This window comes from Tomitella cavernea (assembly GCF_016599145.1).
Taxonomy (GTDB): domain Bacteria; phylum Actinomycetota; class Actinomycetes; order Mycobacteriales; family Mycobacteriaceae; genus Tomitella; species Tomitella cavernae.
The window spans coordinates 43,166-68,177 of record NZ_JAENKO010000010.1; the positions used below are offsets into that span (position 1 = coordinate 43,166).

Sequence of the window (25,012 nt, forward strand, 5' to 3'; positions counted from 1 at the left end):
CGGTCAGCGCGCGCTCTTGTGGAACAGCCCCCGGTAGGCCCGGCGCAGCAGCGGCGCGGGCAGCAGGCGGAAGGCCGTGCGTGCGGCGAGGTTGACCCGCGACTCGACCGGCCCGGCGAGCCCGTAGGCGCGCAGGTTGCGCTGCATCGTCCGCTCGGCCGCGAAGATGCCGGGTGCGCGCCTGCGGCCCAGCATCGCGTCCCCTGCGCGGAAGAGCACCAGCGGCTCGGAGAGATTGCGCATGCGGGCACCGGCGGCCAGCATGCGGGCGAACAGGTCGTAGTCCTCCATGTAGGGGACGTGCCGGTAGCCGCCGACGCTCCGGGCGAGATCGCGTCGATACAGCACCGTCGGATGATTGAGGGGGCTGTTGCGGCGGGCGTAACGCGCCAGTGCCCGGGGCGGACCGGGCAGGCTGCGCAGTCCCACCACGTGGTCGGCCTCCTCGCCCGCGGGCCCGCCGTCGAACTCGAATACCGCCGAGCCCACGCAGTCGAGCGGGAGGCCGTCGCGCTCGGCCTGCGCGATCGCCTCCACCTGCACCGCGAAGCGCGCGGGGAGGTTGACGTCGTCGGCGTCGGCCTTGGCGATCCACCCGAACCGCGCCGCCTCCAGCCCGGCCTGGTTGCCCGCGGCGGCCCCGCGGTTTTCCGGGAGGACGATCCGGCGCAGTGCGGGCTCGCGGTCGGCGAAAGCGTCGAGCACCTCGTGGTGGCCGGGGTGCAGCGGGCCGTCCTCGACGACGATCACCTCGGCCGCCGGATAGGTCTGCGCGTACACGCTCTCGAGCGCACGGTGGAAGTGCGCCGGGTCGGCGCCGGTGTACACCGGCATGACGACGGAGAGCTCGATGGGGGTTCCCGTCATCCTGCGCGCGTGGGTCCGTCGGCCGAGTCCATCGCGGTGGCGTCCTCGCCGGCCGACCCGGCACCGGGGCTTTCCGCACTCCCGGCGGCGGACGCCCGCACGGCCGGCTCGATGGCGGCCTCCTGAATGCGGATTTCCGCGCCTTGCAGCGCGATTGCCCGGACGAGGCGCGTATAGCGCAGTTCCTGCTCGCGGAAGCGCAGGTAGGTGCCCACCGTGGTGAACCCGAACGTCACCACCAGGGCGTAGAGCATGAGGTCGGTGCCGCGGTCCACCCCCATCGCCTGCGCCACCTCAGTGAGGTCGTTCGGGCGGACCACCGTGTAGATCCCGAAGAGGCAGAACGCGAGGAACAGCAGCTTGAACAGCGCCGACGAGCGGGAGCTGCCGCGGGAGCGCAAGTAGTAGATGAAGAAGACGAGTACCGCGACGATGAGAACGATCTGGATGATCACTGCAGTTCACCGCCTGATCCTGCTGCGCAGCAGCCCGTCGAAGAGGATATTGACGCCGTTGAGGAGCGATTGCCCCTTGGCCATGGAGTATTCGGTGTAGAGGATCGTCACAGGCTGCTCCGAGACGCGCCAGTCGTGCTCGTCGATCAGCTGCACGAACTCGGAGGCGTGGCTCATGCCGTTCATCGTGATGTCGAGCTGGTCGGCGACGGTCTTGTCGAACACCCGCAGCCCGTTGTGCGCGTCCGTGAGGCCGAGGCGGCGGGTGCGGGGGCTCAGTGCCACCACCGTACGCAGCACGAACCGCTTGATCAGCGGGACGCTCGACGAGTCCTGCCCGCCGAAGCGGGTGCCGACGACGATGTCCACCGGCTCCGAGCGCAGCCGGCCCACCATGGTCTCGACGTCCTCGGTGCGGTGCTGGCCGTCGGCGTCGAAAGTGACGAAGTACCGGGCGCCGGGACGGCTGCGCGCGAACTCGACGCCGGTCTGGATGGCGGCGCCCTGCCCCAGGTTGACGGGGTGGCGCACCAGGTGGACGCCGGCGGCGAGGATCTCGTCGGCGGAGCCGTCGCGGCTGCCGTCGTCGACGCACACCACGTTGGGGAAGGTCCGGTTGGCGGACTCGGCGACCTCGCGGATCACCGGCGCCTCGTTGTATACGGGGACCACGAGCCAGACATCGGACATGTCCTGCACGGGTGGCCTCTTTCGCGACGATTGCTCGGGTGTCGTGGGGAATACTAGCGGGGGAGTGTGTCCGAAATGTAATCCGGCGCGCGTAACGGAGCGTGGCGGACCGCAGAGAGCGCCGCGGACAGGTGCACGGCGATGCCGACGAGCGGCCCGACCACCAGCGCGGTCACAGTGGCGGTGGTGATGTCCCACGGCAGCGTGAGGATGACGATCGCGGTGCCGGTGGCCGCCCACCAGCCGGCGGCGTACGCGCGGTGCTGGTCCGACGCGAGGGTGGCGCACCCGGTGAGCATGAGCGCCGCAGTGGTGACCGCGCCGCCGACGAGCGCGGCGAGGGGCCTGCCCGCCATGTCGAAGCCCTCGCCGACGAGCCGGATCAGGGGCGGGCCGATCCACCACGCGAGCACGGCGCCCACCGCGCCCACCGCCGCGACGGCGCTGAGCGGCAAGGCGAGCGCGCGCAGCAGGGTCGACCTGCGTTCGACGAAGTAGACGATGATGGCGCTCTGGAACGACGTCAGCGGAACCAGCAGCGGCGCGCGCGTCACGGTGACGGCGAACAGCAGCGAACCCGCGGCGTCGCCCAGTTCGGAGGATTCCGCGCCGGCCAGGAGCACAGGGAACCCGACTATGAGCACGGACGTCGCGGCAGAGGCGGCCATGGCCTGAAGGGTCCTGCGCAGAAAGCTCCGGGGCGCCTCGTGCACCCGGCGGGCGAGGGTGGTGCGTCCGGACGAGGCGGTCAGCAGCAGCAGCCAGGACACCGCGCCCGCCACCGTCGCGAAGACGAAGGCGACGATCCCGTAGCCCGCCGCGACCGCCCACACCGCGACGATGAGGCGCAGCGCCGCGTCGGCGGCCATCCCGCAGGCGTACAGCAACCATCGGCCCCGGCCCGCCGCGAGGCCCCATAGCGCGGCTTGCACCGCGACGGTCCACACGGACACGGCCAGGACGCCGATGCCGAGCACCTCGTGACCCTGGAGTACGCGTGACGCCCAGAGCGGGGACGTGACCACGATGAGCAGCGCCATGACCAGGCCGACGCCGGCGGCGAGCAGCGCGGGGCTCGTGGAACGGCCGGTCGCGGGGCCGCCGTCCGGTGCGGTACCCGCGCGGGTCGCCTCCTCCGCACTCACCGAGCGGGTGGATTCCTGCATGAGCCCGTTGGCGATCCCGACGAAGGTGAAGAACAGTGCCCAGTAGACGGTGAAATCGGCGTAGCCGGCCGCGCCGAGTTGCCGTCCGGCCAGCAGCATGACCACGTATCCGGCGGCCGCGGCGAAGACCGTGGCCGCGAGCACGGCACCCATGCCGTGCCGGGACAGGGTGCTGGTCGCGATGGCGGGGGTGCCGGGATCGGTGACGGGGGCATCGCCGCCCACAGGGTCGCCGTCTTCCGTGGCGCCGTCGGCGGAGTGGGGGGTGGGCACCGCCGCATTGTGCCAGGCCGCGCGTCGAGCCGCCCGGCCGCACGCCGCTGCGTCGGCGACCGCCGACTGCGAGCCGGGTGCGGCGCCTGCTACCGGCGAGTAGGGTGATTCCGGCGACGTCGGCGGGACGACGGCTCAGGCGATGAGGACGGTGCAGGAACCATGGCAGAGGACACGCGGACGCAGGATTCCGGCGCGGATCGGGAGGGGCGGTACGGCCCGTACGAATCGATGACCGTCGAACGCGCCGGGCACGTGGCCGAGGTGACGCTGACCGGCCCCGGCCGCGGCAACGCGATGGGCCCGGCATTCTGGGCGGAATGCCCGCGTGTGTTCGCTGTGCTCGACGCGGACCCGGAAGTCCGCGCCGTCGTGCTCACCGGCGCGGGTAAGCACTTCACCTACGGCTTGGACCTGCCTGCGGTCGCGCCCTCGCTCGGTCCGGTGCTCGCGCCCGGCGCGCAGGCGAAGGAGCGCACCGAGTTCCACGACCTGATCCTGGCCATGCAGGAGGCCGCGAGCGCGGTGGAGCGGTGCCGCAAGCCCGTCGTCGCCGCCGTCGCCGGCTGGTGCATCGGCGGCGGTGTGGACGTGATCACCGCGGCCGATTTCCGCTACGCGTCGGCCGATGCCCGGTTCTCCATCCGCGAGGTCAAGGTGGGGATGGTGGCGGACATGGGCACCCTCGCACGCATCGCTGGGATCGTCGGTGAGGGCCATACCCGCGAGCTGGCCTTGACGGGCCGCGACATCGATGCGGCGCGTGCCGAGCGGATCGGCCTGGTCAACGACGTCTACGAGGACCGGGACGCGCTTTTGGCCGCGGCGCGTGCGGCGGCACAGGAGATCGCGGCCAATCCGCCGCTGGTGGTGCACGGCATCAAATCGGTTCTCGGTCACACCCGCAGCGCCCGGATCGACGCTAGTCTGCGGTACGTTGCCGCATGGAACGCGGCGTTCCTCCCGTCGAAGGACCTCGGTGAGGCCATGGCAGCGGTCTTCGAGAAGCGCACGCCGGAGTTCACGGGGCACTGACCGAAGCTTCGCGAGGCGGCGGGTTGCGCGCACGGCGTGGCCCGGCGGAAACTTGTATCCTGCACATTCATCGCGCGGAGCGGCCATCGTCGCCGGTGCGTGCGAGCGCCGTCCGGGGAGGATGCGTGTCACCAGATCAGCGTTCCGACGCCCACGGCGCGATGGGTACGGAAGACATTCCCAGCTGCACCGATGAGCTCGGCAACCAGCTCGCCCGGCTGCACCGGATGCGCGAGCGGACGATGACGCAGGTGGGCCGTTTCGGGGCCGACGGGCTGGAGTTGGCGGCCTACCGGTGCGTGTTCGCCGTTCTGCAGCACGGGCCGATGCGGTCCGGCGAGCTGGCGGAGACGATGCTCTCGGATCCATCGACGGTGAGCAGGCACGTGGCGCAACTGGTGGAGCGGGGGCACCTGGAGCGGCAGCCGGACCGCGACGACCGGCGCGCCAGCCTGATCGCGGTCACCGAGTCCGGCCGGCGCGCCGCCGAACGGATGCGGCTGCGGCGCAACCAGCGGCTGGGTGCGGTCGTGGGCGCATGGCCCGAGTCCGAGAGGGTGGAGCTCGCCCGACTGCTGGGCAAGCTTCTCGACGGCTACGAGCTACGCCGCGACGAGATCGTCGCGAGCGATTCCGGTGCCGGACCGCGGCCGGAGAACGGCCCGCGCAGATGACGGACACCACGCGCGACGCCTCCGAGTCGCCCGCCGGGCTCGACCATAAGGCGATCCTCATCATCCTCAGCGGTCTGATGCTGGGGATGTTTCTCGCGGCCCTGGATCAGACGATCGTGTCCACCGCGATCCGCACCATCGCCGACGACCTGGACGGCTACGCTCTGCAGGCGTGGGTGACCACGGCCTACCTCATCACAGCAACGCTGGCGACGCCGTTGTACGGCAAGATCTCCGACATCGTCGGACGCAAACCTCTGTTCATGAGCGCCATCGTGATCTTCGTCGTCGGATCGGCGCTGTGCTCGTCCGCCACGTCGATGTACATGCTCGCGGGGTTCCGCGCGTTGCAGGGGATCGGCGCGGGCGGTCTCATGTCGTTGGCGCTGGCGATCCTCGGGGACATTCTCGCGCCGCGCGAGCGCGCGAAGTATCAGGCTTACTTCCTCGCCGTGTTCGGCACGTCGAGCGTGCTGGGGCCGGTGCTCGGCGGTCTGTTCGCCGACCATGCGAGCATCCTCGGCGTCACCGGCTGGCGGTGGGTGTTCCTGGTCAACGTGCCGGTCGGCCTTGTCGCGTTGGTCGTGGTCTTCCGCAATCTCCGGCTGCCGCGCGTGCGCCGGGACACGCGCGTCGACTGGTGGGGTGCGCTCGTGCTGGCGGTGGGCCTGGTGCCGCTGCTGATCGTCGCCGAACAGGGACGCGAATGGGGATGGGGCAGCGCGACCGCTCTGCTCTGTTACGCGATCGGCGCGGTCGGGGTGATCGCGTTCGTGTTCGTGGAGATCGCCATGGGCGACGCGGCGCTGATCCCCATGCGCTTCTTCCGCAACAGCAACTTCACCCTGGGGGTGGTGATCTCGTTCGTCGTGGGCATGGCGATGTTCGGCGGGATCATGCTGCTTCCGCAGTACCTGCAGGTGGCGAAGGGGTCGACGCCGATGGTGGCCGGTCTGCAGATGCTGCCCCTGGTTTTGGGCATGATGACGGGATCGGTGGTGTCCGGTCAACTGATCTCCCGTACCGGGCACTACCGCATCTACCCGATCATCGGATCCACCATGCTCATGGCCGGCATGTTCCTGTTGCACTTCGTGCACGCGGACACGTCGTTCCCGGTGGTCATGGGATTCATGGCGATCGTCGGATTCGGACTGGGCAACATGATGCAGCCGCTCACGCTCGCCATCCAGAACGCGCTGCCCGCGCGCGACATGGGGGTGTCGACCGCGGCGGCCACGTTCTTCCGGCAGATCGGCGGCACCCTGGGCGTGGCGATCTTCCTGTCGATCCTGTTCGCGCAGATGACGCCGAACATCACCGCACGCCTGGAGACGGCGGCCCACGATCCGCAGTACATCGCCGCGGTCCAGCAGGCGGCGACCGGCGGCGACCAAGTGGACAAGACCTTCGCCCAGGGTCTGCTCGATCATGATTCGGCCGCGGCCGGCAAGGTGCTCGAGGACAGCTCGCTGATCCAGCAGCTCGACCCCGCCCTGGCCGCGCCGCTGGCGGAGGGGTTCTCCGACGCGATGGGTCAGGTGTTCCTGGTCACCACCGGCTTCGCGGCGCTGGCCTGGGTGCTGGTGCTGTTCTGGAAGGAGGTGCCGCTGCGCGCCGCGGGCGGCATCGCAGCGGCACGGGACGAGGAGTAGGCCGCCGTCGCCGGAAACACACAGCGCACGCCCCGTCCGCATCCCCCAGGGGGTGTGGACGGAGGCGGGCGCGGGGCCATCCGTACGAGCGTCGGCGGCCGGCTCTCAGCGCCGGACCCGGACCCCGTCAGTGCCCGCCCTGCTCCTTCTGACGCTTGAACGAGCGCTCGACTTCGGCCTCCGCCTCGGCACGGCCCACCCAGTCGGCGGCCTCGACGTGCTTGCCGGGCTCCAGGTCCTTGTAGTGGACGAAGAAGTGCTTGATGGCTTCCAGCTCGTGCGCGGGCACGTCGGCCAGGTCCTGGATGTGGTCCCAACGGTGATCGCCCGCGGGCACGCACAGAACCTTGGCGTCACCGCCTGCCTCGTCGACCATGTTGAACATCGCGACCGGTCGGGCCTCGACGATTACGCCGGGGAACACCGACTGCGGCAGCAGCACCAGCGCGTCGAGCGGATCGCCGTCCTCGCCCAGCGAATCCTCGATGAAGCCGTAGTCGGCCGGGTACACGGTGGATGTGTACAGGTAGCGGTCCAGTCGGACGCGGCCGGACTCGTGGTCCACCTCGTACTTGTTGCGCTGCCCCTTGGGGATCTCGATGGTGACGTCGAACTCCACGCGTCCTCGCTTTGAGTTGATGATGGCTGGTGGTGGGTGATCGCCGGGCGCCTCTGATGCCGCAAGCGACCACTGCCCGCCGGGCACGGCGTCGACCAGGCGCGCGGCGGAGGCAACCCGGCAAGGATAGCGCCCCTGCGGTTACTGTGGACGTCGACCTGGGGGCGCCAGGCTGTGCGGAGCGCCGTGCAGGCGCCTCCGACGACGCAGAAGCCACCCCCCGCCGCACCCGAGGAGAACGACGATCAGCTCGATGCTCAAGCGTGTCGTCCCCGGCCGCGGCGCCGCCGGCCACCTGCACCGGAGGCGCCGGCGGCTGCGGATCGCGGCCGGCGTGCTCGCAACGCTGCTGGTGGTGGTCGCCGGCGTGCTGGCCTGGCGGGCGGTCGACGACGGATCCGCGGTGGCGACCGCGCAGCCGGCTCCCGCGTTGATCACGCCGTCGCCGCAGATCGTGCCCGTCCCGCCCGACGCTCCCGTGCCCACTGCGGCCGGCCTCGACGCTGCGCTGGCGGGCGCGCTGGCCGATCCTGCGCTGGGCGATCTCACCGGCCAGATCAGCGACGCGGCGACCGGCCGGGTGCTGTGGGCGAAGGATGCTCAGCGCCCGCGGACCCCCGCCTCGGTGACGAAGCTGCTCACCTCCGCGGCGGCGCTGCTGGCGATCCCGCGCGACCATCGGATCACCACCACCGTCGTGCAGGGCGCGGACGGACGCGTCGTCCTGGTGGGCGGCGGCGATCCCACTCTCACCGCACAGCCCGCGGGGACGGAGGGGTACTACCGCGGCGCCGCGCACATCGCGCAGCTCGCCGAGCAGATCCGCGCCTCGGGGACGGCGGTGACGGGGGTGGACGTCGACGTGGACCTCTACCCGGGGCCGACGCTGGCCCAGGGGTGGTTCGACGCCGACATCGCGGGCGGCAACATCATCCCGATGCGGCCGATCGCGCTGGACGGCGGCCGCCTGGACATCCGCAACCCCGACTCGCCGCGGTCGGACACGCCCGCGCTGGACGCGGGGCGGGCGCTGGCCGCCGCGTTGGGCGTGAACGCGGACGACGTGCACCTGGCGTCGGCGCCGCCACAGGCGCAGCAGCTCGCGAGCGTACAGTCGGCGCCGATGGTCGAGCTGATCCGCCAGCTGCTGGTCCACTCCGACAACGTGCTGGCCGACGCGGTGGGGCGGCAGGTGGCGCTGGCCACCGGGCGCCCCGCGGACTTCGACGGCACCGCCGCCGCGGTCGAATCGGTGCTGCGCGGTGCCGGCTTCGACCTGACCGGCGTGGAGCTGCACGACTCGTCCGGGATGTCTGTGGACAACAGGATCCCCGCGCGGCTGCTCGACCAGCTGCTCTCCGCCGCCGCCGGCCCCGGGCATCCGGAGCTGCGGCCGCTGCTGGATTCGTTGCCCGTCGCCGCCGGCACCGGCACGCTGGCGGACAGGTACGAGACCAATGCGCAAGCCGGTGCGGGATGGGTGCGGGCGAAAACGGGCACACTGTCGGGAGTGAGCACGCTAGCCGGTGTGGTCACCGATGTCGACGGCCGGGTGCTGGCGTTCGCGCTGATGTCCGGCGGCACGGCACCGGCAGACGCCCGTCCTGCGCTCGACGCGATCACGGCACAGCTGAGGGGGTGCGGATGTCAGGGCTGAATCCCGAGGCGGGGCACGCGGCCGGCGGAGCGGATGAGGAGGCCGGCGGCCCCGGCGAGGACAGGCAGGGCTTCCCGGGAGACGACGTCGACTGGGCGTTCGCAGGCAGCATCGCCGCGCGTCTGGCGCCGCCCGGACCCACGATGACCGGCTATACCCGCGACCAGGTGTACGCGGAACTCGCCCGGGCGTCGGCCTCCGCGGAACCGCACGTGCGGGACGTCACGGGCCTTGCCGACGGGCTTCCGGTGCCGCCGGCCAGCGTCGTGGACAGGGCCGGATGGGCGCGGGCCGCAACCGCGTCGATGGGGGTGCTCACAGGGCCTGCCACGGGGGCGCCCGGCCCGGAAGCAGAGGCCGGCGGGGCCGGTTCCGGGTCCGGACTGGCGGGCAAGGCGGGCGGGCTGCAGGCGGGCGCGGTGTTCGCGTTCCTTTCCACTGCGATCCTCGGCCAATACGACCCGTTCACCGATGACGGCACGCTTCTGCTGGTGGCGCCGAACGTCGTCGCCGTCGAGCGTGCGCTCAAGGTGCGGCCCGCGGACTTCCGCCTCTGGGTGTGCCTGCACGAGGTGACGCACCGCGTGCAGTTCTCGTCGTCCCCGTGGCTTACCGGATACATGCGCGAGTCGGTCGACCTGTTGGCCACGGAGGCCGACGAGCCGCTCACCGACGTCCTGGGCCGGGTGGCGGAGCAGTTGCGCAAGCGTCGCCGTGGCGAGGAGACACAGGACGAGAAGGGCATGATCGGGCTGGTCTCCGCGGCGGCGTCGGAGCCTCAGCGTCAGGCCATCGACCGCATGCTCATGCTCGGCACCCTCCTGGAGGGGCACGCCGACCACGTCATGGACTCGGTGGGGCCGGAGGTGGTGCCGACGGTGGCCCGCATCCGCGCGGCATTCGACCACCGCCGCGAGCACAATCCCAGCGTGGTCCAGCGGGTCATGCGTGCGCTGCTGGGCGTCGACGCCAAGATGGCGCAGTATGTGCGCGGCAAGGCGTTCGTCGACGCGGTGGTGGAGCGCGTGGGCATGGAGCAGTTCAACACCGTGTGGACGGGGCCGGAGACGCTGCCGCTCAAGGACGAGATCGAGGAGCCGCAGCGGTGGATCGCGCGCGTGCTGGGCTGACGGGCGAGCCGGCACTGCTGCAGATCCGCCGGGCGGTCCGCCGCTGGCTGCCCGCGCACGCGCCGAGCGGCCGCGTGTGCGTCGCGCTGTCGGGCGGAGCCGACTCCCTGGCGCTCGCGGCGGCGGCGGTGCCGGAGTGCGCCGCGCGCGGCGGGGATGTGACCGCGTTGATCGTCGACCATCGGTTGCAGGAGGGGTCCGGGGCCGTGGCGGAGCGCGCGGCCGGCCAAGCGCGCGCTCTGGGGTGCGCGGAGGCGCGCATCGTGGAGGTGGAAGTCGCCGGGCGTGGGGGAATGGAGGCCGCGGCGCGTGCGGCACGGTACGAGGCGCTGGGCGCGGCGTGCGGAGACCGGCCGGTGCTGCTCGCCCACACTCTCGATGACCAGGCCGAGACGGTACTGCTGGGGCTCGGCCGCGGCTCCGGAGCGGGTTCGATCCGCGGCATGCGCGCCTGGTCGGAGCCATGGGGGCGTCCCCTGCTGGACGTGCGGCGGGCGGTGACGCGGTCGGCCTGCGCGGAGTCCGGCATCGCGCCGCACGACGACCCGCACAACAGCGATCCGCGCTTCACCCGCGTGCGCCTGCGGCACGAGGTGCTGCCGCTGCTCGAGGACGTGCTCGGCGGCGGCGCCGCGGAATCCCTGGCCCGCACGGCCGCGCAGCTCAGTGAGGACGACGAAGTGCTGAAGCGGCTGGCCGACGCGCTGCTGGCACGGTCCGCTGCGCGCGGGGACGGCGCCGGTGGTGGGCTGGACGCGCGGGTGCTCGCGTCCGAGGCGGCCGCGGTTCGGCGACGTGCCCTGCGGAGCTGGCTGCTCGGAGAGGGCGCCACCGGACTGACCGATGCTCGGCTGCGCCGGATCGACGCGCTCGTCGGCGACTGGCATGGGCAGGGCGGGGTGGCCGTCGGCGGCGGTGGCCCCGGAGTGCGTGTCGTGGCAATGCGGCAGCATGACAGGCTGACGGTGATGCGCGAGGCGGGTGCGCCGGCAGGCGCGCACCCGAGATGAAGTGGAGTGGAATCGTGTCCGACGGTGACGGCAACAACGGCCTGGTGAGCGGAATCGACGGCGGGGCGCAGGGGGCAGGCGGGTTGTACAGCGGCGACATCGCCTCGGTGCTCATCACCGAGCAGCAAATCCGCGACAAGACCGCCGAGCTCGCCGCCGCCGTCGCGGCGCGCTACCCGGAGGCGGGCGGCGGAGACCCGGACCGTGATCTGCTCCTCATCGGCGTGCTCAAGGGCGCGATGATGTTCCTCACCGACTTCGCCAGAAACATCCAGGTGCCCACCCAGATGGAGTTCATGGCGGTGAGCTCGTACGGTTCGGCAACGTCGTCGTCGGGGGTCGTACGCATCCTCAAGGACCTCGATCGCGACATCGCCGGGCGCGACGTGCTCATCGTCGAGGACATCATCGACTCGGGTCTCACGCTGTCGTGGCTCCAGCGCAACCTCGCCACCCGGAACCCCCGGTCGCTGGAGGTGTGCGCATTGCTGCGCAAGCCCGACGCGGTCCGCTCCGACCTGGAAGTGCGCGACGTGGGCTTCGACATCCCCGACGAGTTCGTGGTGGGCTACGGACTCGACTACGCGGAGCGCTACCGCGATCTGCCGTACGTCGGGTTGCTCGAACCGAAGGTGTACGCGGGCTGAGCGCCGGCTGCGGGCCGGTCTGGGGCCTGCGAGCGGGTATGCGGTTCGAGCTTTGAACCCCGTGCCGCGAGCCGGTCTGCAGTGTGCGGCCTGTTCGCGGGGGCGAATCGGGAAGATCCGCTCGCGCTTTGCGGAATGGCTCGCGGACTATCGGGTGGTCGGCTCGCGGGTGGCGGTTCGGCTCGTGCGCCAGCGGTTGACCCGCCTGCGGACTGCCGGCCGGCTCGCGCACTTCAGGCCCACTCGCGAACCACAGCTTGGCCGGAAGCCGCCACCCGACCCGCCACCACCCGACCCGCCACCCCGGAACCCGTGACGGCCGCCCGCGAACGCGCGCCCGACGCCCGCCGAGCCGATAGCCTCCGAGGTATGAGCGGTGACGATATGAGTCCAGGCGGTACGAGCCCGGATGACGCGAGCCCGGACAGCCCGAGCCCAGACGACGCGCACGACCCCGCGGCGGCCGGCGACCCGGGCGAGACCGCGGTGCAGATAGCGGCGCGCGTGGGCTCGGGCGTCTGCCCGCCGGACGCGGCCGTGGCCCGGACGCTGCGCCGCATCGACGCGCGCGACCATGAGCTGGGCGCCTTTCGCCGCGTACGCGCGGAGGAGGCACTCCGGGAGGCGCGTGGCCTGGCGGACCGCGCCGATCTGGCCCGGCTCCCGCTCGCGGGCGTCCCCGTCGCCGTCAAGGATGTTCTGGCGGTGACGGGCGAGTCGGTGCGCTTCGGTTCGGCGGCCACGTCTGCGGCGCCGGAGGCTGCTGATCACGCGCTCGTCGCTCGCCTGCGCGCCGCGGGCGCCGTGATCGTGGGTCTGACCGCTGTGCCGGAGCTGTGCATCTTCCCCACCACGGATTCGTCGTTCGGGATCACCCGCAATCCTTGGGACCGTTCTCGTACGCCGGGGGGTTCGTCCGGTGGTTCCGGGGCCGCGGTGAGCGCGGGCATGGTGCCGGTGGCGCACGGCACCGACGGCTTGGGCTCGATCCGCATCCCGTCGGCCGATTGCGGGCTGTTCGGCATCAAACCGGGCCGCCATCTGCTTCCGGGAGACGGCGGCGCGGACTCCTGGTACGGCATGTCGGAGTCGGGGCCGATGGCCACGACGGTCGCCGATGCCGCACTCATGCTGTCGGTGCTCGCCGGGGATCCGGGACTTGCGCACCCGGAGCCCGCGGCCGGATTGCGGATCGGCGTCTCGGCGGGGACGCCGAGCCCGGTGACGCGCCTGGCCTCGTCTCTGGCGGACGCCCTGGAACAGGTTGCGGACACCCTGCTGCGCGCCGGGCACCAGGTGGCGCGGGCGCGGGTGCCGTACCCCCGCAATCCGCTGGGGCTGCTCGCACGCTGGACGCGCGGTCCTGCCGGGCAGGCCCGGACGCTGGACCGGCGCATGCTGGCGCCGCGGACCCGCACGCACACGGCGATCGGCGACGCGGTCGAGCGGTGGGGACTGGTCAAGGATTCGTACGCGCAGCGCATCGAGCAGGACATGCGCGCGCTGTTCGCGGACTTCGACATCGTCGCCACACCGACCCTCCTCCGCACAGCGCCGGCCGCCGCCCGCTGGTCGGACCGGCGTTGGCTGCCCAACGCGGTGTCGAGCATCCGGTACGCCTCGTATCCGGGCATCTGGAACGTGCTCGGATGGCCGGCCGCCAGCGTGCCGGCGGGTGTGCACCCGGGGGACGGGATGCCGATCGGCGTCCAGCTCGCCGGTCCGCCCGGAAGCGAGGCGACGATCCTGGCGCTCGCGGCCGAGATCGAGTCGCTGAGGCCGTGGCCGCGCACCGCCCCGGACTACGCCGGCGGCGTGCGCCACTGATCCTGCGCGCCGGGAACCGCGGGGGAGGCGCGTACGTTGTCATTGCAATGGGATGGCGCCCGTGGCCGGAGGCCTGTGGGACGTCGGTGCACGTCCGGGTACCCTGGAGGATCCGGTGACCTGGACGATCCCGCATACACCGGAGTTCAGGTGAACGGGCGCGCCGCGGCCGCGCAGCCGGATATGCCATCGAGATGAACCGTGACCGGAAGGATTTGGCCACCGCGGCCGACGCTGTATGAACCGTAAGACGGTGTTCCGGAACCTGGCGATCGTTGCCGGGATCGTGTTGGCGATCTGGGCGGTGATCCAATTCACCGGGGGGTCGGGCGAGTACAAGCAGGTCGACACTTCCGTCGCTGTCGCCCAGTTGGAGGGCGGCAATGTCGAGTCGGCGAACATGCTCGACAAAGAGCAGCAGCTTCAGCTGACGCTGAAGAATCCGGCGGACGGCACCGACGGCAAGACGAAGATTGTCGCCGAGTATCCGGCCGGCGCCGCGGAGGCGTTGTTCGACCAGGTGCAGAACTCCGGCGCCACCAAATACGACACCACGGTCTCGCAGGAGAGCTGGTTCACCTCACTGCTGGTGTTCATGCTGCCCATGCTGCTGATCCTGGGCCTGTTCCTGTTCCTGATGAACCGGATGCAGGGCGGCGGCCGCGGCGGGATGATGGGCTTCGGCAAGTCCAAGGCCAAGCAGTTGACCAAGGACATGCCCAAGACCACTTTCGACGACGTCGCAGGCGCCGATGAGGCGGTCGAGGAACTCTACGAGATCAAAGATTTCCTGCAGAGCCCCGCGCGCTACCAGGCGTTGGGCGCGAAGATCCCCAAGGGCGTGCTGCTCTACGGCCCGCCCGGCACGGGCAAGACGCTGCTGGCGCGCGCGGTCGCGGGCGAGGCGGGGGTTCCGTTCTTCTCGATTTCCGGCTCGGACTTCGTCGAGATGTTCGTGGGCGTCGGCGCGTCGCGTGTGCGTGATCTGTTCGAGCAGGCCAAGCAGAACAACCCGTGCATCATCTTCGTCGACGAGATCGACGCCGTGGGCCGTCAGCGCGGCGCAGGGCTCGGCGGCGGGCATGACGAGCGCGAGCAGACGCTCAACCAATTGCTCGTGGAGATGGACGGCTTCGGCCCGACGAGCAACATCATCCTGATCGCCGCGACCAACCGGCCGGACATCCTGGACCCCGCGCTGCTGCGCCCCGGGCGTTTCGATCGGCAGATTCCCGTCAGCCCTCCGGATATGGCGGGGCGCCGCGCCGTGCTCAAGGTGCATTCGCAGGGCATGCCCATCGCCCCGGACGCCGATCTGGACGGCCTGGCCAAGCGCACCGTCGGCATGTCCGGTGCGGACCTGGCGAACGTGATCAACGAGGCGGCGCTGCTCACCGCGCGTGAGCACGGCACCGTCATCACGGGCGCATCGCTTGAGGAGTCGGTGGACCGTGTGATCGGCGGGCCGAGGCGCAAGAGCCGCATCATCAGCGAGCAGGAAAAGAAGATCACCGCGTACCACGAGGGCGGGCATGCGCTCGCGGCGTGGGCGATGCCGGACATCGAACCGGTGTACAAGGTGACCATCCTTGCGCGTGGGCGCACCGGCGGCCACGCGCTCACCGTCCCCGAGGACGACAAGGGCTTGATGACCCGCTCGGAGATGATCGCCCGCCTGGTGATGGCGATGGGCGGGCGTGCCGCGGAGGAGCTCGTGTTCCATGAGCCCACCACGGGCGCGTCGTCGGACATCGAGATGGCCACCAAGATCGCGCGCGCGATGGTCACCGAGTACGGCATGAGCGCGAAGCTGGGCGCCGTCAAGTACGGGCAGGAGCAGGGCGACCCGTTCCTGGGCAGGTCGATGGGCCAGCAGCCGGACTACTCGCTCGAGGTGGCGCACGAGATCGACGAGGAGGTGCGCCGGCTGATCGAGGCCGCGCACACCGAGGCCTGGTCGATCCTCGACCAGTACCGGGACGTGCTCGATACTGTCGCCGGCGAGCTGCTCGAGAACGAGACGCTGCACCGCAAGGAGCTCGCGCGCGTGTTCTCCGCGGTGGAGAAGCGCCCGCGGATCACGACGTTCAACGAGTTCGGCCGGCGGGTCCCGTCGGAGAAGCCGCCGATCAAGACACCGGGTGAGCTGGCGATCGAGCGGGGCGAGCCGTGGCCGCCCCCGGCGCCCGTGCCCGCGTTCAAGCGTGACCGGGAGGCCGCCGTGGGCGGCGGCTCCACCGGTCCTGAGGAGACGCAGGACCTGCCGGCGGGGCAACGTCGGTCCGCGCCGCAGCAGCCGGTGCCGGGTCGCCCCGGGAGTTACGCACAGCAGCAGGAGCCCGCGGCCAACGGCAGTGACTACGGTGCGCCGGCCGGGTGGCATGCCCCCGGGTGGCCACCGCGTGGCCGCCGCCGCGGCGGCTTCCGCGATCCCGCGGAGCACGACGGCCCGTCCGCACGGCCGGACGGGCCGGGGGTAGGCAGGCATCCGGGCGAGGATCGTTACTCTGACCAGGAGGGTGCCGCCGACGAGCGGTACGGCGGCCGCGGTGAAGGTGACGACCGCGGCGGTCGCCACGTCAACCCTTCCGACGGCGCGCAGTAGGTCCACCGGGAATCCGGCGGGCCGGTCGGCGCCTTCCGCGACTACCGGAGGAACGAACGAGTGCGGACTGACAGTGTTTCGGGCAGCAACGGGCTTGCCGACGGCGCCCCCGTCCAGGATGGTGCGGCACCCGGCGGCGGTGCCGTGAAGTTCGGTGCCGTCCGGCCGTTCGATGCTGCGCGGGCGGAAGCGGCCGTGCGGGAACTGCTGCTGGCGGTGGGGGAGGATCCCGACCGCGAGGGCCTGCGCGAGACCCCCGCCCGCGTGGCGCGGGCGTACCGCGAGGTGTTCGACGGCCTTTTCAGCGAGCCGGATTCCGTGCTGGACACCGTTTTCGACGAGGGCCACCAGGAGATGATCCTGGTCCGCGACATCCCGGTGTACTCCACGTGCGAGCATCACCTGGTGCCGTTCCACGGGGTGGCCCACGTGGGGTACATCCCCGGGGAGTCCGGCAAGGTCACGGGACTGTCCAAACTGGCGCGCGTGGTCGACCTGTACGCGAAGCGCCCGCAGGTGCAGGAGCGGCTCACCAGCGACATCGCCGACGCGCTGGTGCGCAAACTGCAGCCGCGCGCCGCTATCGTCGTCATCGAGGCCGAACACCTGTGCATGTCGATGCGCGGCATCCGCAAGCCGGGTGCCACCACGACGACCTCCGCGGTCCGGGGCCTGTTCAAGACCTCGGCGGTGTCTCGCGGCGAGGTCCTCGACCTGATCCTGCGCAAGTGACCACCGCAGTGGGCAACCGGAACGGGACGGCCGGCCGCGCGCGCCGCGAGGAGAATCCGGTACGCCGGGCGTCGCGCGAGGACGCACCGCGCGCCGGCCTGCCGCGCCCGGGACGCTGCGCCGTGATGGGCATCCTCAACGTCACCGCCGATTCGTTCTCGGACGGCGGGCGGTACCTCGAGCGCGACCCCGCCGTCGAGCACGGCCTGCAGTTGGCGGCCGCCGGCGCGGACATCGTCGACGTCGGCGGTGAGTCGACCCGCCCCGGAGCCCACCGCGTCTCCGTGGAGGTGGAGCGCTCCCGGGTCGTCCCCGTGATCCGCGGACTGGTCGACAGCGGGATCAGCGTGAGCATCGACACGATGCGCGCGTCGGTGGCGGAGGCCGCAGTGGCGGCGGGGGCGTCCGTGATCAACGACGTCTCCGGCGGCCGGGCCGACGCCGACATGGCCCGCGTGGCGGCGGAGGCCGGTGTGCCCTGGATTCTCATGCATTGGCGGGCGGCCGGGGCGTCCGGCGAGTACGTCAACGCCTCGGGCGTCACCGATTACGGTGATCGCGGAGTGGTCCGCACCGTGATCGACGAACTTCGCCGGCAAGTGGACGTGGGCGTGGCGGCGGGGGTCGCGCCGGAGAACATCGTGCTGGATCCCGGGCTGGGCTTCGCGAAGACGGGTGCGGACAACTGGCAGTTGCTCGCGCAGCTACCGCTGCTGGTTGCGGAGGGCTTCCCCGTCCTCGTCGGCGCGTCGCGAAAGCGGTTCCTGGGCACGTTGCTGCCGGAGGAGTCGGGCGAGCCTCGTCCCCCGGCCGGCCGCGACGGCGCGACAGCGGCGGTGAGCCTGCTCGCGGCGCAGGCGGGCGCTTGGGGGGTCCGGGTGCACGACGCGCGCGGGTCCCGCGACGCACTGGCCGTGCTCGATGCGTGGCCAGGTTGCGACGGGCAGGTGCCGCGGTGAATGTGTCGTCGCAGTGGCCGCCCGCCGGCGACAAGGTGACGCTCACCGGGCTCACCGTCCACGGCCACCACGGCGTGTTCGAGCATGAGAAGCGCGACGGTCAGGACTTCGTCGTCGACCTGGCGGTGTGGTTCGACCAGCGCCGGGCCGCGGCGTCCGACGACCTCGCCGACACCGTCGACTACGGTGCGCTTGCGCAGTGCGCGGCGGACATCGTCGCGGGCCCGCCCCGCGACCTGATCGAGGCGGTGGCGGCGCAGATCGCGGATGCCGTGGCCGCGTGGCCGTGCATCGACGCAGTGGAGGTCACCGTGCACAAGCCGTCCGCGCCGATACCCTTGCAGTTCGGTGACGTCGCGGTGACCGCCCGCCGCGGCGGCGGGGGAGGGCCGCAGCGATGAGCCGCGTAGTGCTGTCGGCCGGATCCAACGTGGGCGACAGGCATGGGCACTTGCAGTCGGTGGCCGACGAGCTCGGCGACCGGCTCATCGGCACGTCGCACGTGTACGTGACGGCGCCGTGGGGCGGCGTCGAGCAGGACGACTTCTACAACGTCACCCTCATTGCCGACGACCCGGGACGTGACCCGTGGGACTGGCTGCGCCTGTGCCACCTGCTGGAATGGCGGGCGGACAGGGTGCGTGACGTGCGCTGGGGGCCGCGAAGTCTCGACGTCGACGTCATCGCGTGCTACGACCCCGGCGAGGTCGAGTCGCAGCACCCCGACCTGTTGCTGCCGCATCCGCGTGCTCGCGCACGGGCCTTCGTGCTGGTGCCGTGGATGCAGATCGAGCCGGAGGCGACGCTGGGGGGAGCCGTGGTGCGCGACCTGGTGGCCGCGCTGGAACCTGCGGAGATCGCAGGCGTGCGCCGCACCGACTTCTCGCTGACGCCGTCGGCGCGGTGATCGGAGGGCATGGCGGGATGCGGGCTCGTGCGGTGCGCGGTGTGGGGCGGTGGCTGAGCTGAAGGCGACACGGATCGTGGACCTGGCGCTGGTGGCGCTGCTGTTCCTCGCGGTCGGATGGGCCGTGGCGGGTGCGGCGTACGGGCAGCTTCCGTCGGTGCCGACCCTCGTGGGGCTGCCGCTCGTCGTGCTGGCCGGGGCCGAGGCTGCGGCGGGCCTGTTCATCCGGCACCGCGTCTCCGCGGGCGAGGTGGGCACCGGGCTGCATGATCTGAACCCGTTGACGATCGCCCGCGCGGCGGTGCTGGCGAAGGCTTCGGCGATCGCGGGCGCGGTGTTCGCCGGCGGTTGGGCGGGGTTCCTGATCTACCTGGTGCCGCAGCAGGACAGGCTTGCTGCGGCCCGAAGTGATCTGCCGGGCACTATTTTCGGGCTCGTGGCGGGTTTGGTGCTGGTAGCCGCGGCATTGTGGCTCGAGCGCACGTGCACGGTGCCCCCCGAGTCGCGGGTCGACGGTGGCGATCGCCACGATGAGTGACTTGCCGCCGGGGTTCCCTGAAGGCCGCGGCCGCTGACGGTATGTTGTCGGCATGACCGTTCCCGGCCGAGACAGTTCTGCGCGCCCCGATCGCCGCAAGGGGGAGCGGCGTCCACGTGCCCGCAGACAGTCCGTATGGGAAGCGGTGCTGGGCGCCTTGATCGTGCTGGCCATCGTTGCCAGCATCATCATGATCTTCACAGACAGCGTGCCGTTGCTGCGGTTCGGTGTGGTCGCCGCGCTGTGGGCCGCGGTGGTCGGCGCTATCGCGATGACGAAGTTCCGCAAGGACTCCGAGAACGACGCGGCGCGTGCCCGCGACCTCAAGTTGGTCTACGAGCTGCAGCTCGAGCGGGAGATCGCCGCGCGCCGCGAGTACGAGCTGGTGGTGGAATCGCAGGTGCGCCGCCAGGTGGAGGAGCGCGTGCAGCACGAGGCGTCCGAGGAGCTCGAGTCGCTGCGGATGGAGATGGCCGCGCTGCGGGCGAGCCTGGAGGCCCTGTTCGACGGCGAACTGCCTGATGAGCGTTTGGCCGTGCGCGCCGAATCGCACCGGTTGCATGAGCTTTCAGGCGGGCCCGGGCAGATGGTGGCGGCGCAGGCGGCGGAATTACCCGAGATCGATGAGGTCGTGGCCGTGGACGGCGTCGAGGCAGGGGGCGCTGCCTTCGAGCCTGACTACGAGGCGTACCGGCAGGCCGCGCAGGATATGCCGGCGGCGGGTGACGAGGCGCCGGTGACCGCGGAGACCCGGATGATCCCGGACGACGCCGCTGACGCCGCTGACGCCGCTGACGCCGCTGGTGACGCCGACGCCGCTGGTGACGCCGACGACGCGGCGGATGCCGAGTTCGCAGAGGACGCCGTGGTGGACGAGGACGAGGTCGCCACCGATTCCGCCCGCCGCGTGCCGGCCGGGGAGGACGCCGACGAGGAGTGGGCCGACGAGGAGTGGGCCGAGGAGGAGTGGGCTGAGGAGGAGTGGGCTGAGGCCGCGCCTGCCGAAGAGGAGCCGGCCGAAGCGGAGTCCGTCGAAAACGAGCCGGTCGACGTGTATCCGGCCGAGGAAGATCCGGCCGAGGAATATTCGGCTGAGGACGAGGCGGCTGAGGACGAGGAAGACACTTCGGAACACGGCACGCGGCCAGGTGGGAACACAGTGGCGGAGTTGCTCGCACGGATGCGGGAAACCGGTAGCGTCCCGGACAACCTGGGTCGCCGCCGGCGCCGGGCACGGGACTGACGCGGCGCGCCTCGGACCGGGGTTGCGCAGGATCGGCGGTGCTCCGCCGCCCGTGAGATAACTCACCTGGGGCTGTCGGCGCCGCGCGCGTCGCGATATTCTCGCGGTGAACGTCCGGTACCTGCACGGCAGGACTGGAACGACTCCGGAAGGACCCACCAGTGGCCGCACCCGGTCAAGATCCTCTACTGCCCGGCGGCGGGCCCCGCGCCGCCGCGGAGTGGCCACGGCCTGCCCGCTTGTCCGTCGGCATCATCGCCGCGGGCCGGGTCGGCACCGCCGTCGGCGCGGCTCTCGAACGCGCGGGGCACGTCGTCGGTGCGTGCGCAGCGGTGTCCGACGCATCGAAAGAACGCGCGCGCACACGCCTGCCGGAATCCCGTATCGCCGCCGCGGACGCGGTGGCCGCGTCGTCCGAGCTGGTGGTCCTCTCCGTGCCGGACACGGAACTCGGGTCCTTGGCGGCGGGCCTCGCGCACACGGTGCCGGACTGGTCGGGAAGGATCGTCCTGCACACGTCGGGGGCGAACGGCGTCGCGATCCTGGAACCGCTCGCTGCGCGCGGTGCGATCTGCCTGGCCGTTCACCCTGCCATGACCTTCACCGGGGACCCGTCCGATGTGGACCGGCTGGGCTCCGCATGCTTCGGGATCACGGCGCCGGACGAGGTGTCGATGGCCATCGCCCAGTCTCTCGTACTGGAGATCGGCGGCGAGCCCGTCGTCGTCCCAGAGGATTCCCGCACCCTGTACCACGCTGCGCTTGCGCACGGCAGCAATCACCTCGTCACGCTGGTGCGCGACGCGGCCACCTCGCTCGCGGCGGCATTGCGCCCACAGGGCTCCGAGGAAGCAGATGCGGCGGCGTACGGCACCATCACGACCGAAGCGGGGGCGCCCGAGCGCATCCTCGCGCCACTGCTGACTGCTGCGCTCGACAATGCGCTGCGTCACGGCGACGGCGCGCTGACCGGTCCAGTGGCGCGTGGGGACGTAGCCGCGGTGGCCGCGCATCTGCGGGAGCTCGACGTCGTCGACGCGGACATCGCCGAGAGCTACCGCGGGCTCGCGCTGCGGACGGCGCAGCGCTCCGGAGCGACGTCCGCATTGGTCGACCTGCTACGCCCGGCGGGTACGGGCAGCGCCGAAACCACCTCCGAACGGCAGGAGCACCACCTATGACGCTGCAAGCACGTGACTACACGCCCGGCGGGCTGACGGTCCACCACGACCCGCAAAGGATCACGGCCGTGGCCCGGGCCCTGCGCGGCGTGGGCCGGCAGGTGGTGCTGGTGCCCACGATGGGCGCGCTGCACGAGGGACACCTGGAGCTGGTGCGGCAGGCCAGGCGCGTCCCCGGGGCGGTGGTGGTCGTGTCCGTCTTCGTGAACCCGCTGCAATTCGGCGAGGGGGAGGACCTCGACGCGTATCCGCGCACGCTCGACAGGGATGTCGAACTGCTGCGCGCGGAGGGCGCCGAGCTGGTGTTCGCACCGTCGGCCGCGGCGATGTACCCCCACGGGCCGCGCACGACGATCCACCCGGGCCCGCTGGGAGCGGAGCTCGAAGGCGGCGCACGGCCCACCCACTTCGCCGGCATGCTGACCGTGGTCTGCAAGCTTTTCCAGATCGTCGCCCCGCATGCGGCCTTCTTCGGGGAGAAGGACTACCAGCAGCTCGCGCTGATCCGGCAGATGGCCACCGACCTCGACTTCGACGTGAAGGTGGTCGGCGTGCCCACCGTCCGCGAGTCCGACGGTCTGGCGCTCTCGTCGCGCAACAGCTATTTGACCCCCGAGCAGCGCACGCTTGCCACCACTCTTTCCGCCGCGCTGGTGGCAGGGGCCCATGCGGCGGCCGGCGGTGCCGAGACCGTGCTGACGACGGCGCGCGGAGTCCTCGACACGGTGCCCGAGCTGGACGTGGACTACCTCGAGTTGCGCGGGCTCGACCTCGGCTCCGCGCCCGAGGTCGGCGACGGACGTCTGCTCGTCGCGGCCAGGCTGGGAACGACCCGGCTCATCGACAACGTCGGCGTGCCCATCGGAACGGGCTTCACCGGTTCCGACACGCCCGGGGTTCCGGAGGATGCGGACGCCGTGCCCTGACCGCAGCCCTCCGATACGCGAACACCCGAACACCGGCTCCCCGGTAGCACCACCAGGAAGGACCCTCATGTTCCGCACGATGCTGAAGTCCAAGATCCACCGCGCCACCGTCACGCACGCCGATCTGCACTACGTCGGCTCGGTCACGGTGGACGCCGATCTGATGAAGGCCGCCGACCTCTACGAGGGCGAGCAGGTCTCCATCGTCGACGTCACCAACGGGGCCCGCCTCGAGACCTACGTGATCACGGGGGAGCCGGGCTCCGGCATCATCGGCATCAACGGTGCCGCCGCCCACCTGATCGATCCGGGCGACCTGGTCATTCTCATCTCCTACGCGATGATGGACGAGAAGGAGTCGCGCGAGTTCCAGCCGTCGATCGTGTTCGTCGACGAGAACAACGCGCCCGCCGACGTCGGCGGCAACCCGGGCCACGCGCCCGCGGATTCAGGCCTGACGAGCCTCCAGCACCGCGATGCGTCCGTCGAGCGCGCCGCGGGGCTCGTGGGCAGCCCGGCCTGACGATGCTCCTGGCGGTCGATGTAGGCAACACGAACTCCTCGCTCTCGGTCTTCGACGCGAATGCATCGGGAGGAGAACCGGTGCTGCGCAGGCGCATGCGCACCGACGCGCGCCAGACGGCGGACGAGATCGCGCTGATCGTTCGCGGGCTGCTGGGGGAGCGGGCCGAGGCGATCACGGGTGTCGCCGCGCTGGCCACGGTGCCGTCGGTGCTGCGTGAACTGCGGCTGATGCTGGAACGTTATTGGCCGCACATCCCGCATGTCGTCGTGGCGCCGGGAGTGCGGACCGGGGTCCCTTTGCTGGTGGACAACCCGAAGGAGGTCGGGGCGGACCGCGTGATGAACGCGCTGGCCGCGCACCACCTGTTCGGATGCCCCGTCATCGTCGTCGATTTCGGCACCTCGACCCGCGTCGACGTGATCAGCGGTGCCGGGGAGTTCCTGGGCGGGGCGATCGCGCCGGGCATCGACATCTCGGTGGACGCGCTGGCCGCCCGGGGGGCCGCGCTGCGCAAGGTGGAGCTTGCCCGCCCGCGGTCCGTGGTGGGCAAGAGCACCGTGGAGGCGTTGCAGTCCGGCATCGTCTTCGGCTTCGCCTGCCAGGTGGACGGCATGGTGGAGCGGGTGCGCGGGGAGCTGCCGGAGTTCGCCGCCGACGACGTGGCGGTGGTCGCCACCGGCGGCCTGGCCGGGGTGGTTCTGGGCGAATGCGCCTCGATCACCGACCATGAACCGGACCTGACCGCGATAGGCTTGCACCTGGTCTTCGAGCGGAACCGGGCAGGTTCACGGGCCGGTCGTCGACAAGCGCGGTGACGGTCTGTGCAGCCTGGAGCGTCTGTGGCACAATGATCGCCGTGAGTATCGGTACCGACCTGCGGCATGATCGTATGCGGAGTGGTCGTGTGCATGCCGTGAGCACGCAGAGTGCGCGTCCGGGGTCCGCCCGGTCCGGCGCAGCCGGCGCGTGCCGTCAGGAGTGTTGTCGAGGCTGATTTCCGCCTCCATCTCCACCTCCGCGTAGCAGCAGAGTCTGCGCGTCTCACACTTCGGAGTACCCCCATGACCACTTTCATGGCCACCGGTGTCGCGCCGTCCGCCCCGGCACTTCCCGCGTCCGGCTACCCTGCCGTCATCGCTCGCAACGCTGTCGTCGTCGACATCCGCACCTATGCTCAGCGTGCCGTCGCGGGGGCCCTTCCCGGCGCGCTCGCCATCGCCGCAGACCTAGTCGAATCACGCCTGGATCCGGCCTCGACCGCGCACCTGGCGGTCGCAGTCGATCCGCGGGTGCAGTGGGTGCTGGTCAGCGACGACGGCGCGCTCGCATCGATGGCCGTGCAGGCGCTGCGCGCGCTCGGCGTCCGCAATGCCGTGCACGTCGACGGCGGATTCCTGGCACTGGAACGGTTGGGTCTCGTCGCGGCCGGCGATTCCGCGGGGCATGTGCGCCGGGAGGCCGCGGCGATCTCGGCGCACTGAAGGATCTCGGCGCACTGAAGGATCTCGAGACCCGGGGGACCTCGGTGGACTGGGGGTCTCTGCCGCACGGGGCGGGCGCGGCCCATGCGGCCGGGGACGGAGTGACGAAGCACACCGATTACCCTTGTTTGCTGTGAGTGACAATGCGCCCGATTCCCGTAGCTCCGTAGATCCCGGCCAGAAGGCGGCTTCTGCGGGCAAGCCACGGA

The 25,012-nt window shown here is 71.3% G+C and carries 25 protein-coding genes; 20 read left to right on the plus strand and 5 right to left on the minus strand.

Going from position 1 to position 25,012, the window contains the following annotated elements; all coding sequences use genetic code 11:
- Window positions 1-3: 3 nt before the first annotated feature.
- From JJ683_RS05945 to JJ683_RS05960, 4 genes are read right to left on the minus strand one after another with little or no spacing between them, the layout of a single operon-like run.
- Window positions 4-867 carry a glycosyltransferase gene (locus JJ683_RS05945; RefSeq protein WP_200172150.1) on the minus strand — a complete coding sequence of 288 codons (864 nt, stop codon included), beginning with the start codon at window positions 865-867 and terminating at the stop codon, window positions 4-6.
- Entirely contained in the window at window positions 864-1,322 is a 459-nt protein-coding gene (locus JJ683_RS18945; RefSeq protein WP_200172151.1) for a DUF2304 domain-containing protein, read from the minus strand. Before JJ683_RS18945 ends, JJ683_RS05945 begins: the two co-directional genes overlap by 4 nt.
- 6 nt (window positions 1,323-1,328) lie before the next feature.
- Window positions 1,329-2,012 carry a polyprenyl-phospho-N-acetylgalactosaminyl synthase PpgS gene (gene ppgS, locus JJ683_RS05955; RefSeq protein ID WP_200172152.1) on the minus strand — a complete coding sequence of 228 codons (684 nt, stop codon included), beginning with the start codon at window positions 2,010-2,012 and terminating at the stop codon, window positions 1,329-1,331.
- A gap of 53 nt (window positions 2,013-2,065) precedes the next feature.
- Window positions 2,066-3,451: an MATE family efflux transporter gene (locus JJ683_RS05960; RefSeq protein ID WP_200172153.1), complete on the minus strand. Its 1,386-nt coding sequence runs from the start codon at window positions 3,449-3,451 to the stop codon at window positions 2,066-2,068.
- A gap of 231 nt (window positions 3,452-3,682) precedes the next feature.
- On the opposite strand from JJ683_RS05960, the gene JJ683_RS05965 reads away from it, so the two are divergent.
- The 3 genes from JJ683_RS05965 to JJ683_RS05975 all read left to right on the plus strand — a co-directional run bounded on the left by JJ683_RS05965 (window position 3,683) and on the right by JJ683_RS05975 (window position 6,815).
- Window positions 3,683-4,486 carry a crotonase/enoyl-CoA hydratase family protein gene (locus tag JJ683_RS05965; RefSeq protein ID WP_372435250.1) on the plus strand — a complete coding sequence of 268 codons (804 nt, stop codon included), beginning with the start codon at window positions 3,683-3,685 and terminating at the stop codon, window positions 4,484-4,486.
- Window positions 4,487-4,611: 125 nt separating this feature from the next.
- Window positions 4,612-5,160 (plus strand): MarR family winged helix-turn-helix transcriptional regulator, encoded by a 549-nt coding sequence (locus tag JJ683_RS05970; protein ID WP_307810717.1) that lies wholly within the window; start codon window positions 4,612-4,614, stop codon window positions 5,158-5,160.
- Window positions 5,157-6,815 (plus strand): MDR family MFS transporter, encoded by a 1,659-nt coding sequence (locus JJ683_RS05975; protein ID WP_200172156.1) that lies wholly within the window; start codon window positions 5,157-5,159, stop codon window positions 6,813-6,815. Before JJ683_RS05970 ends, JJ683_RS05975 begins: the two co-directional genes overlap by 4 nt.
- A 127-nt stretch (window positions 6,816-6,942) precedes the next feature.
- Here the strand turns inward: JJ683_RS05975 and JJ683_RS05980 are convergent, their stop codons facing one another.
- Window positions 6,943-7,434 (minus strand): inorganic diphosphatase, encoded by a 492-nt coding sequence (locus JJ683_RS05980; RefSeq protein WP_200172158.1) that lies wholly within the window; start codon window positions 7,432-7,434, stop codon window positions 6,943-6,945.
- Window positions 7,435-7,687: 253 nt separating this feature from the next.
- Between JJ683_RS05980 and dacB the strand changes: the two genes are divergently transcribed.
- The 17 genes from dacB to JJ683_RS06065 all read left to right on the plus strand — a co-directional run bounded on the left by dacB (window position 7,688) and on the right by JJ683_RS06065 (window position 24,803).
- Window positions 7,688-9,091 carry a D-alanyl-D-alanine carboxypeptidase/D-alanyl-D-alanine endopeptidase gene (gene dacB / locus JJ683_RS05985; protein WP_200172160.1) on the plus strand — a complete coding sequence of 468 codons (1,404 nt, stop codon included), beginning with the start codon at window positions 7,688-7,690 and terminating at the stop codon, window positions 9,089-9,091.
- A complete protein-coding gene (locus JJ683_RS05990; protein WP_200172162.1) occupies window positions 9,079-10,221 on the plus strand; it encodes an Rv3626c family coenzyme F420 biosynthesis-associated protein in 1,143 nt (380 codons plus the stop codon). The genes dacB and JJ683_RS05990 overlap by 13 nt, the downstream gene beginning before the upstream one ends.
- Complete coding sequence (tilS, locus tag JJ683_RS05995; RefSeq protein ID WP_307810718.1) at window positions 10,197-11,231, plus strand: tRNA lysidine(34) synthetase TilS; 1,035 nt, start codon at window positions 10,197-10,199, stop codon at window positions 11,229-11,231. Before JJ683_RS05990 ends, tilS begins: the two co-directional genes overlap by 25 nt.
- Window positions 11,232-11,314: 83 nt before the next feature.
- Complete coding sequence (gene hpt / locus JJ683_RS06000; protein ID WP_200172238.1) at window positions 11,315-11,878, plus strand: hypoxanthine phosphoribosyltransferase; 564 nt, start codon at window positions 11,315-11,317, stop codon at window positions 11,876-11,878.
- A gap of 369 nt (window positions 11,879-12,247) precedes the next feature.
- A complete protein-coding gene (locus tag JJ683_RS06005) occupies window positions 12,248-13,705 on the plus strand; it encodes an amidase (protein ID WP_242474447.1) in 1,458 nt (485 codons plus the stop codon).
- Between the two features lie 238 nt (window positions 13,706-13,943).
- A complete protein-coding gene (gene ftsH, locus JJ683_RS06010) occupies window positions 13,944-16,310 on the plus strand; it encodes an ATP-dependent zinc metalloprotease FtsH (protein WP_200172164.1) in 2,367 nt (788 codons plus the stop codon).
- 144 nt (window positions 16,311-16,454) lie between these two features.
- A complete protein-coding gene (folE, locus tag JJ683_RS06015; RefSeq protein ID WP_307810722.1) occupies window positions 16,455-17,042 on the plus strand; it encodes a GTP cyclohydrolase I FolE in 588 nt (195 codons plus the stop codon).
- 125 nt (window positions 17,043-17,167) lie between these two features.
- Window positions 17,168-18,001, plus strand: a complete 834-nt coding sequence (gene folP, locus JJ683_RS06020; RefSeq protein ID WP_200172242.1) for a dihydropteroate synthase — start codon at window positions 17,168-17,170, stop codon at window positions 17,999-18,001.
- Window positions 17,998-18,402 (plus strand): dihydroneopterin aldolase, encoded by a 405-nt coding sequence (gene folB / locus JJ683_RS06025; protein WP_307810719.1) that lies wholly within the window; start codon window positions 17,998-18,000, stop codon window positions 18,400-18,402. The genes folP and folB overlap by 4 nt, the downstream gene beginning before the upstream one ends.
- On the plus strand, window positions 18,399-18,908 hold the full coding sequence (gene folK / locus JJ683_RS06030; protein WP_200172167.1) for a 2-amino-4-hydroxy-6-hydroxymethyldihydropteridine diphosphokinase: 510 nt from the start codon (window positions 18,399-18,401) through the stop codon (window positions 18,906-18,908). Before folB ends, folK begins: the two co-directional genes overlap by 4 nt.
- A gap of 49 nt (window positions 18,909-18,957) precedes the next feature.
- A complete protein-coding gene (locus JJ683_RS06035) occupies window positions 18,958-19,446 on the plus strand; it encodes a DUF3180 domain-containing protein (RefSeq protein ID WP_307810720.1) in 489 nt (162 codons plus the stop codon).
- Between the two features lie 52 nt (window positions 19,447-19,498).
- Complete coding sequence (locus JJ683_RS06040) at window positions 19,499-20,689, plus strand: DUF6779 domain-containing protein (RefSeq protein ID WP_200172169.1); 1,191 nt, start codon at window positions 19,499-19,501, stop codon at window positions 20,687-20,689.
- Window positions 20,690-20,877: 188 nt separating this feature from the next.
- A complete protein-coding gene (locus JJ683_RS06045; protein WP_200172248.1) occupies window positions 20,878-21,870 on the plus strand; it encodes a Rossmann-like and DUF2520 domain-containing protein in 993 nt (330 codons plus the stop codon).
- The gene (gene panC / locus JJ683_RS06050) at window positions 21,867-22,796 is read left to right on the plus strand and encodes a pantoate--beta-alanine ligase (protein ID WP_200172171.1); all 930 of its coding nucleotides are present in this window, start codon (window positions 21,867-21,869) and stop codon (window positions 22,794-22,796) included. The genes JJ683_RS06045 and panC overlap by 4 nt, the downstream gene beginning before the upstream one ends.
- Window positions 22,797-22,863: 67 nt before the next feature.
- Window positions 22,864-23,319, plus strand: a complete 456-nt coding sequence (gene panD, locus JJ683_RS06055; protein WP_200172173.1) for an aspartate 1-decarboxylase — start codon at window positions 22,864-22,866, stop codon at window positions 23,317-23,319.
- Between the two features lie 2 nt (window positions 23,320-23,321).
- Window positions 23,322-24,137, plus strand: a complete 816-nt coding sequence (locus tag JJ683_RS06060) for a type III pantothenate kinase (RefSeq protein WP_200172175.1) — start codon at window positions 23,322-23,324, stop codon at window positions 24,135-24,137.
- Window positions 24,138-24,383: 246 nt separating this feature from the next.
- Complete coding sequence (locus JJ683_RS06065) at window positions 24,384-24,803, plus strand: rhodanese-like domain-containing protein (protein ID WP_200172177.1); 420 nt, start codon at window positions 24,384-24,386, stop codon at window positions 24,801-24,803.
- Window positions 24,804-25,012 lie beyond the last annotated feature (209 nt).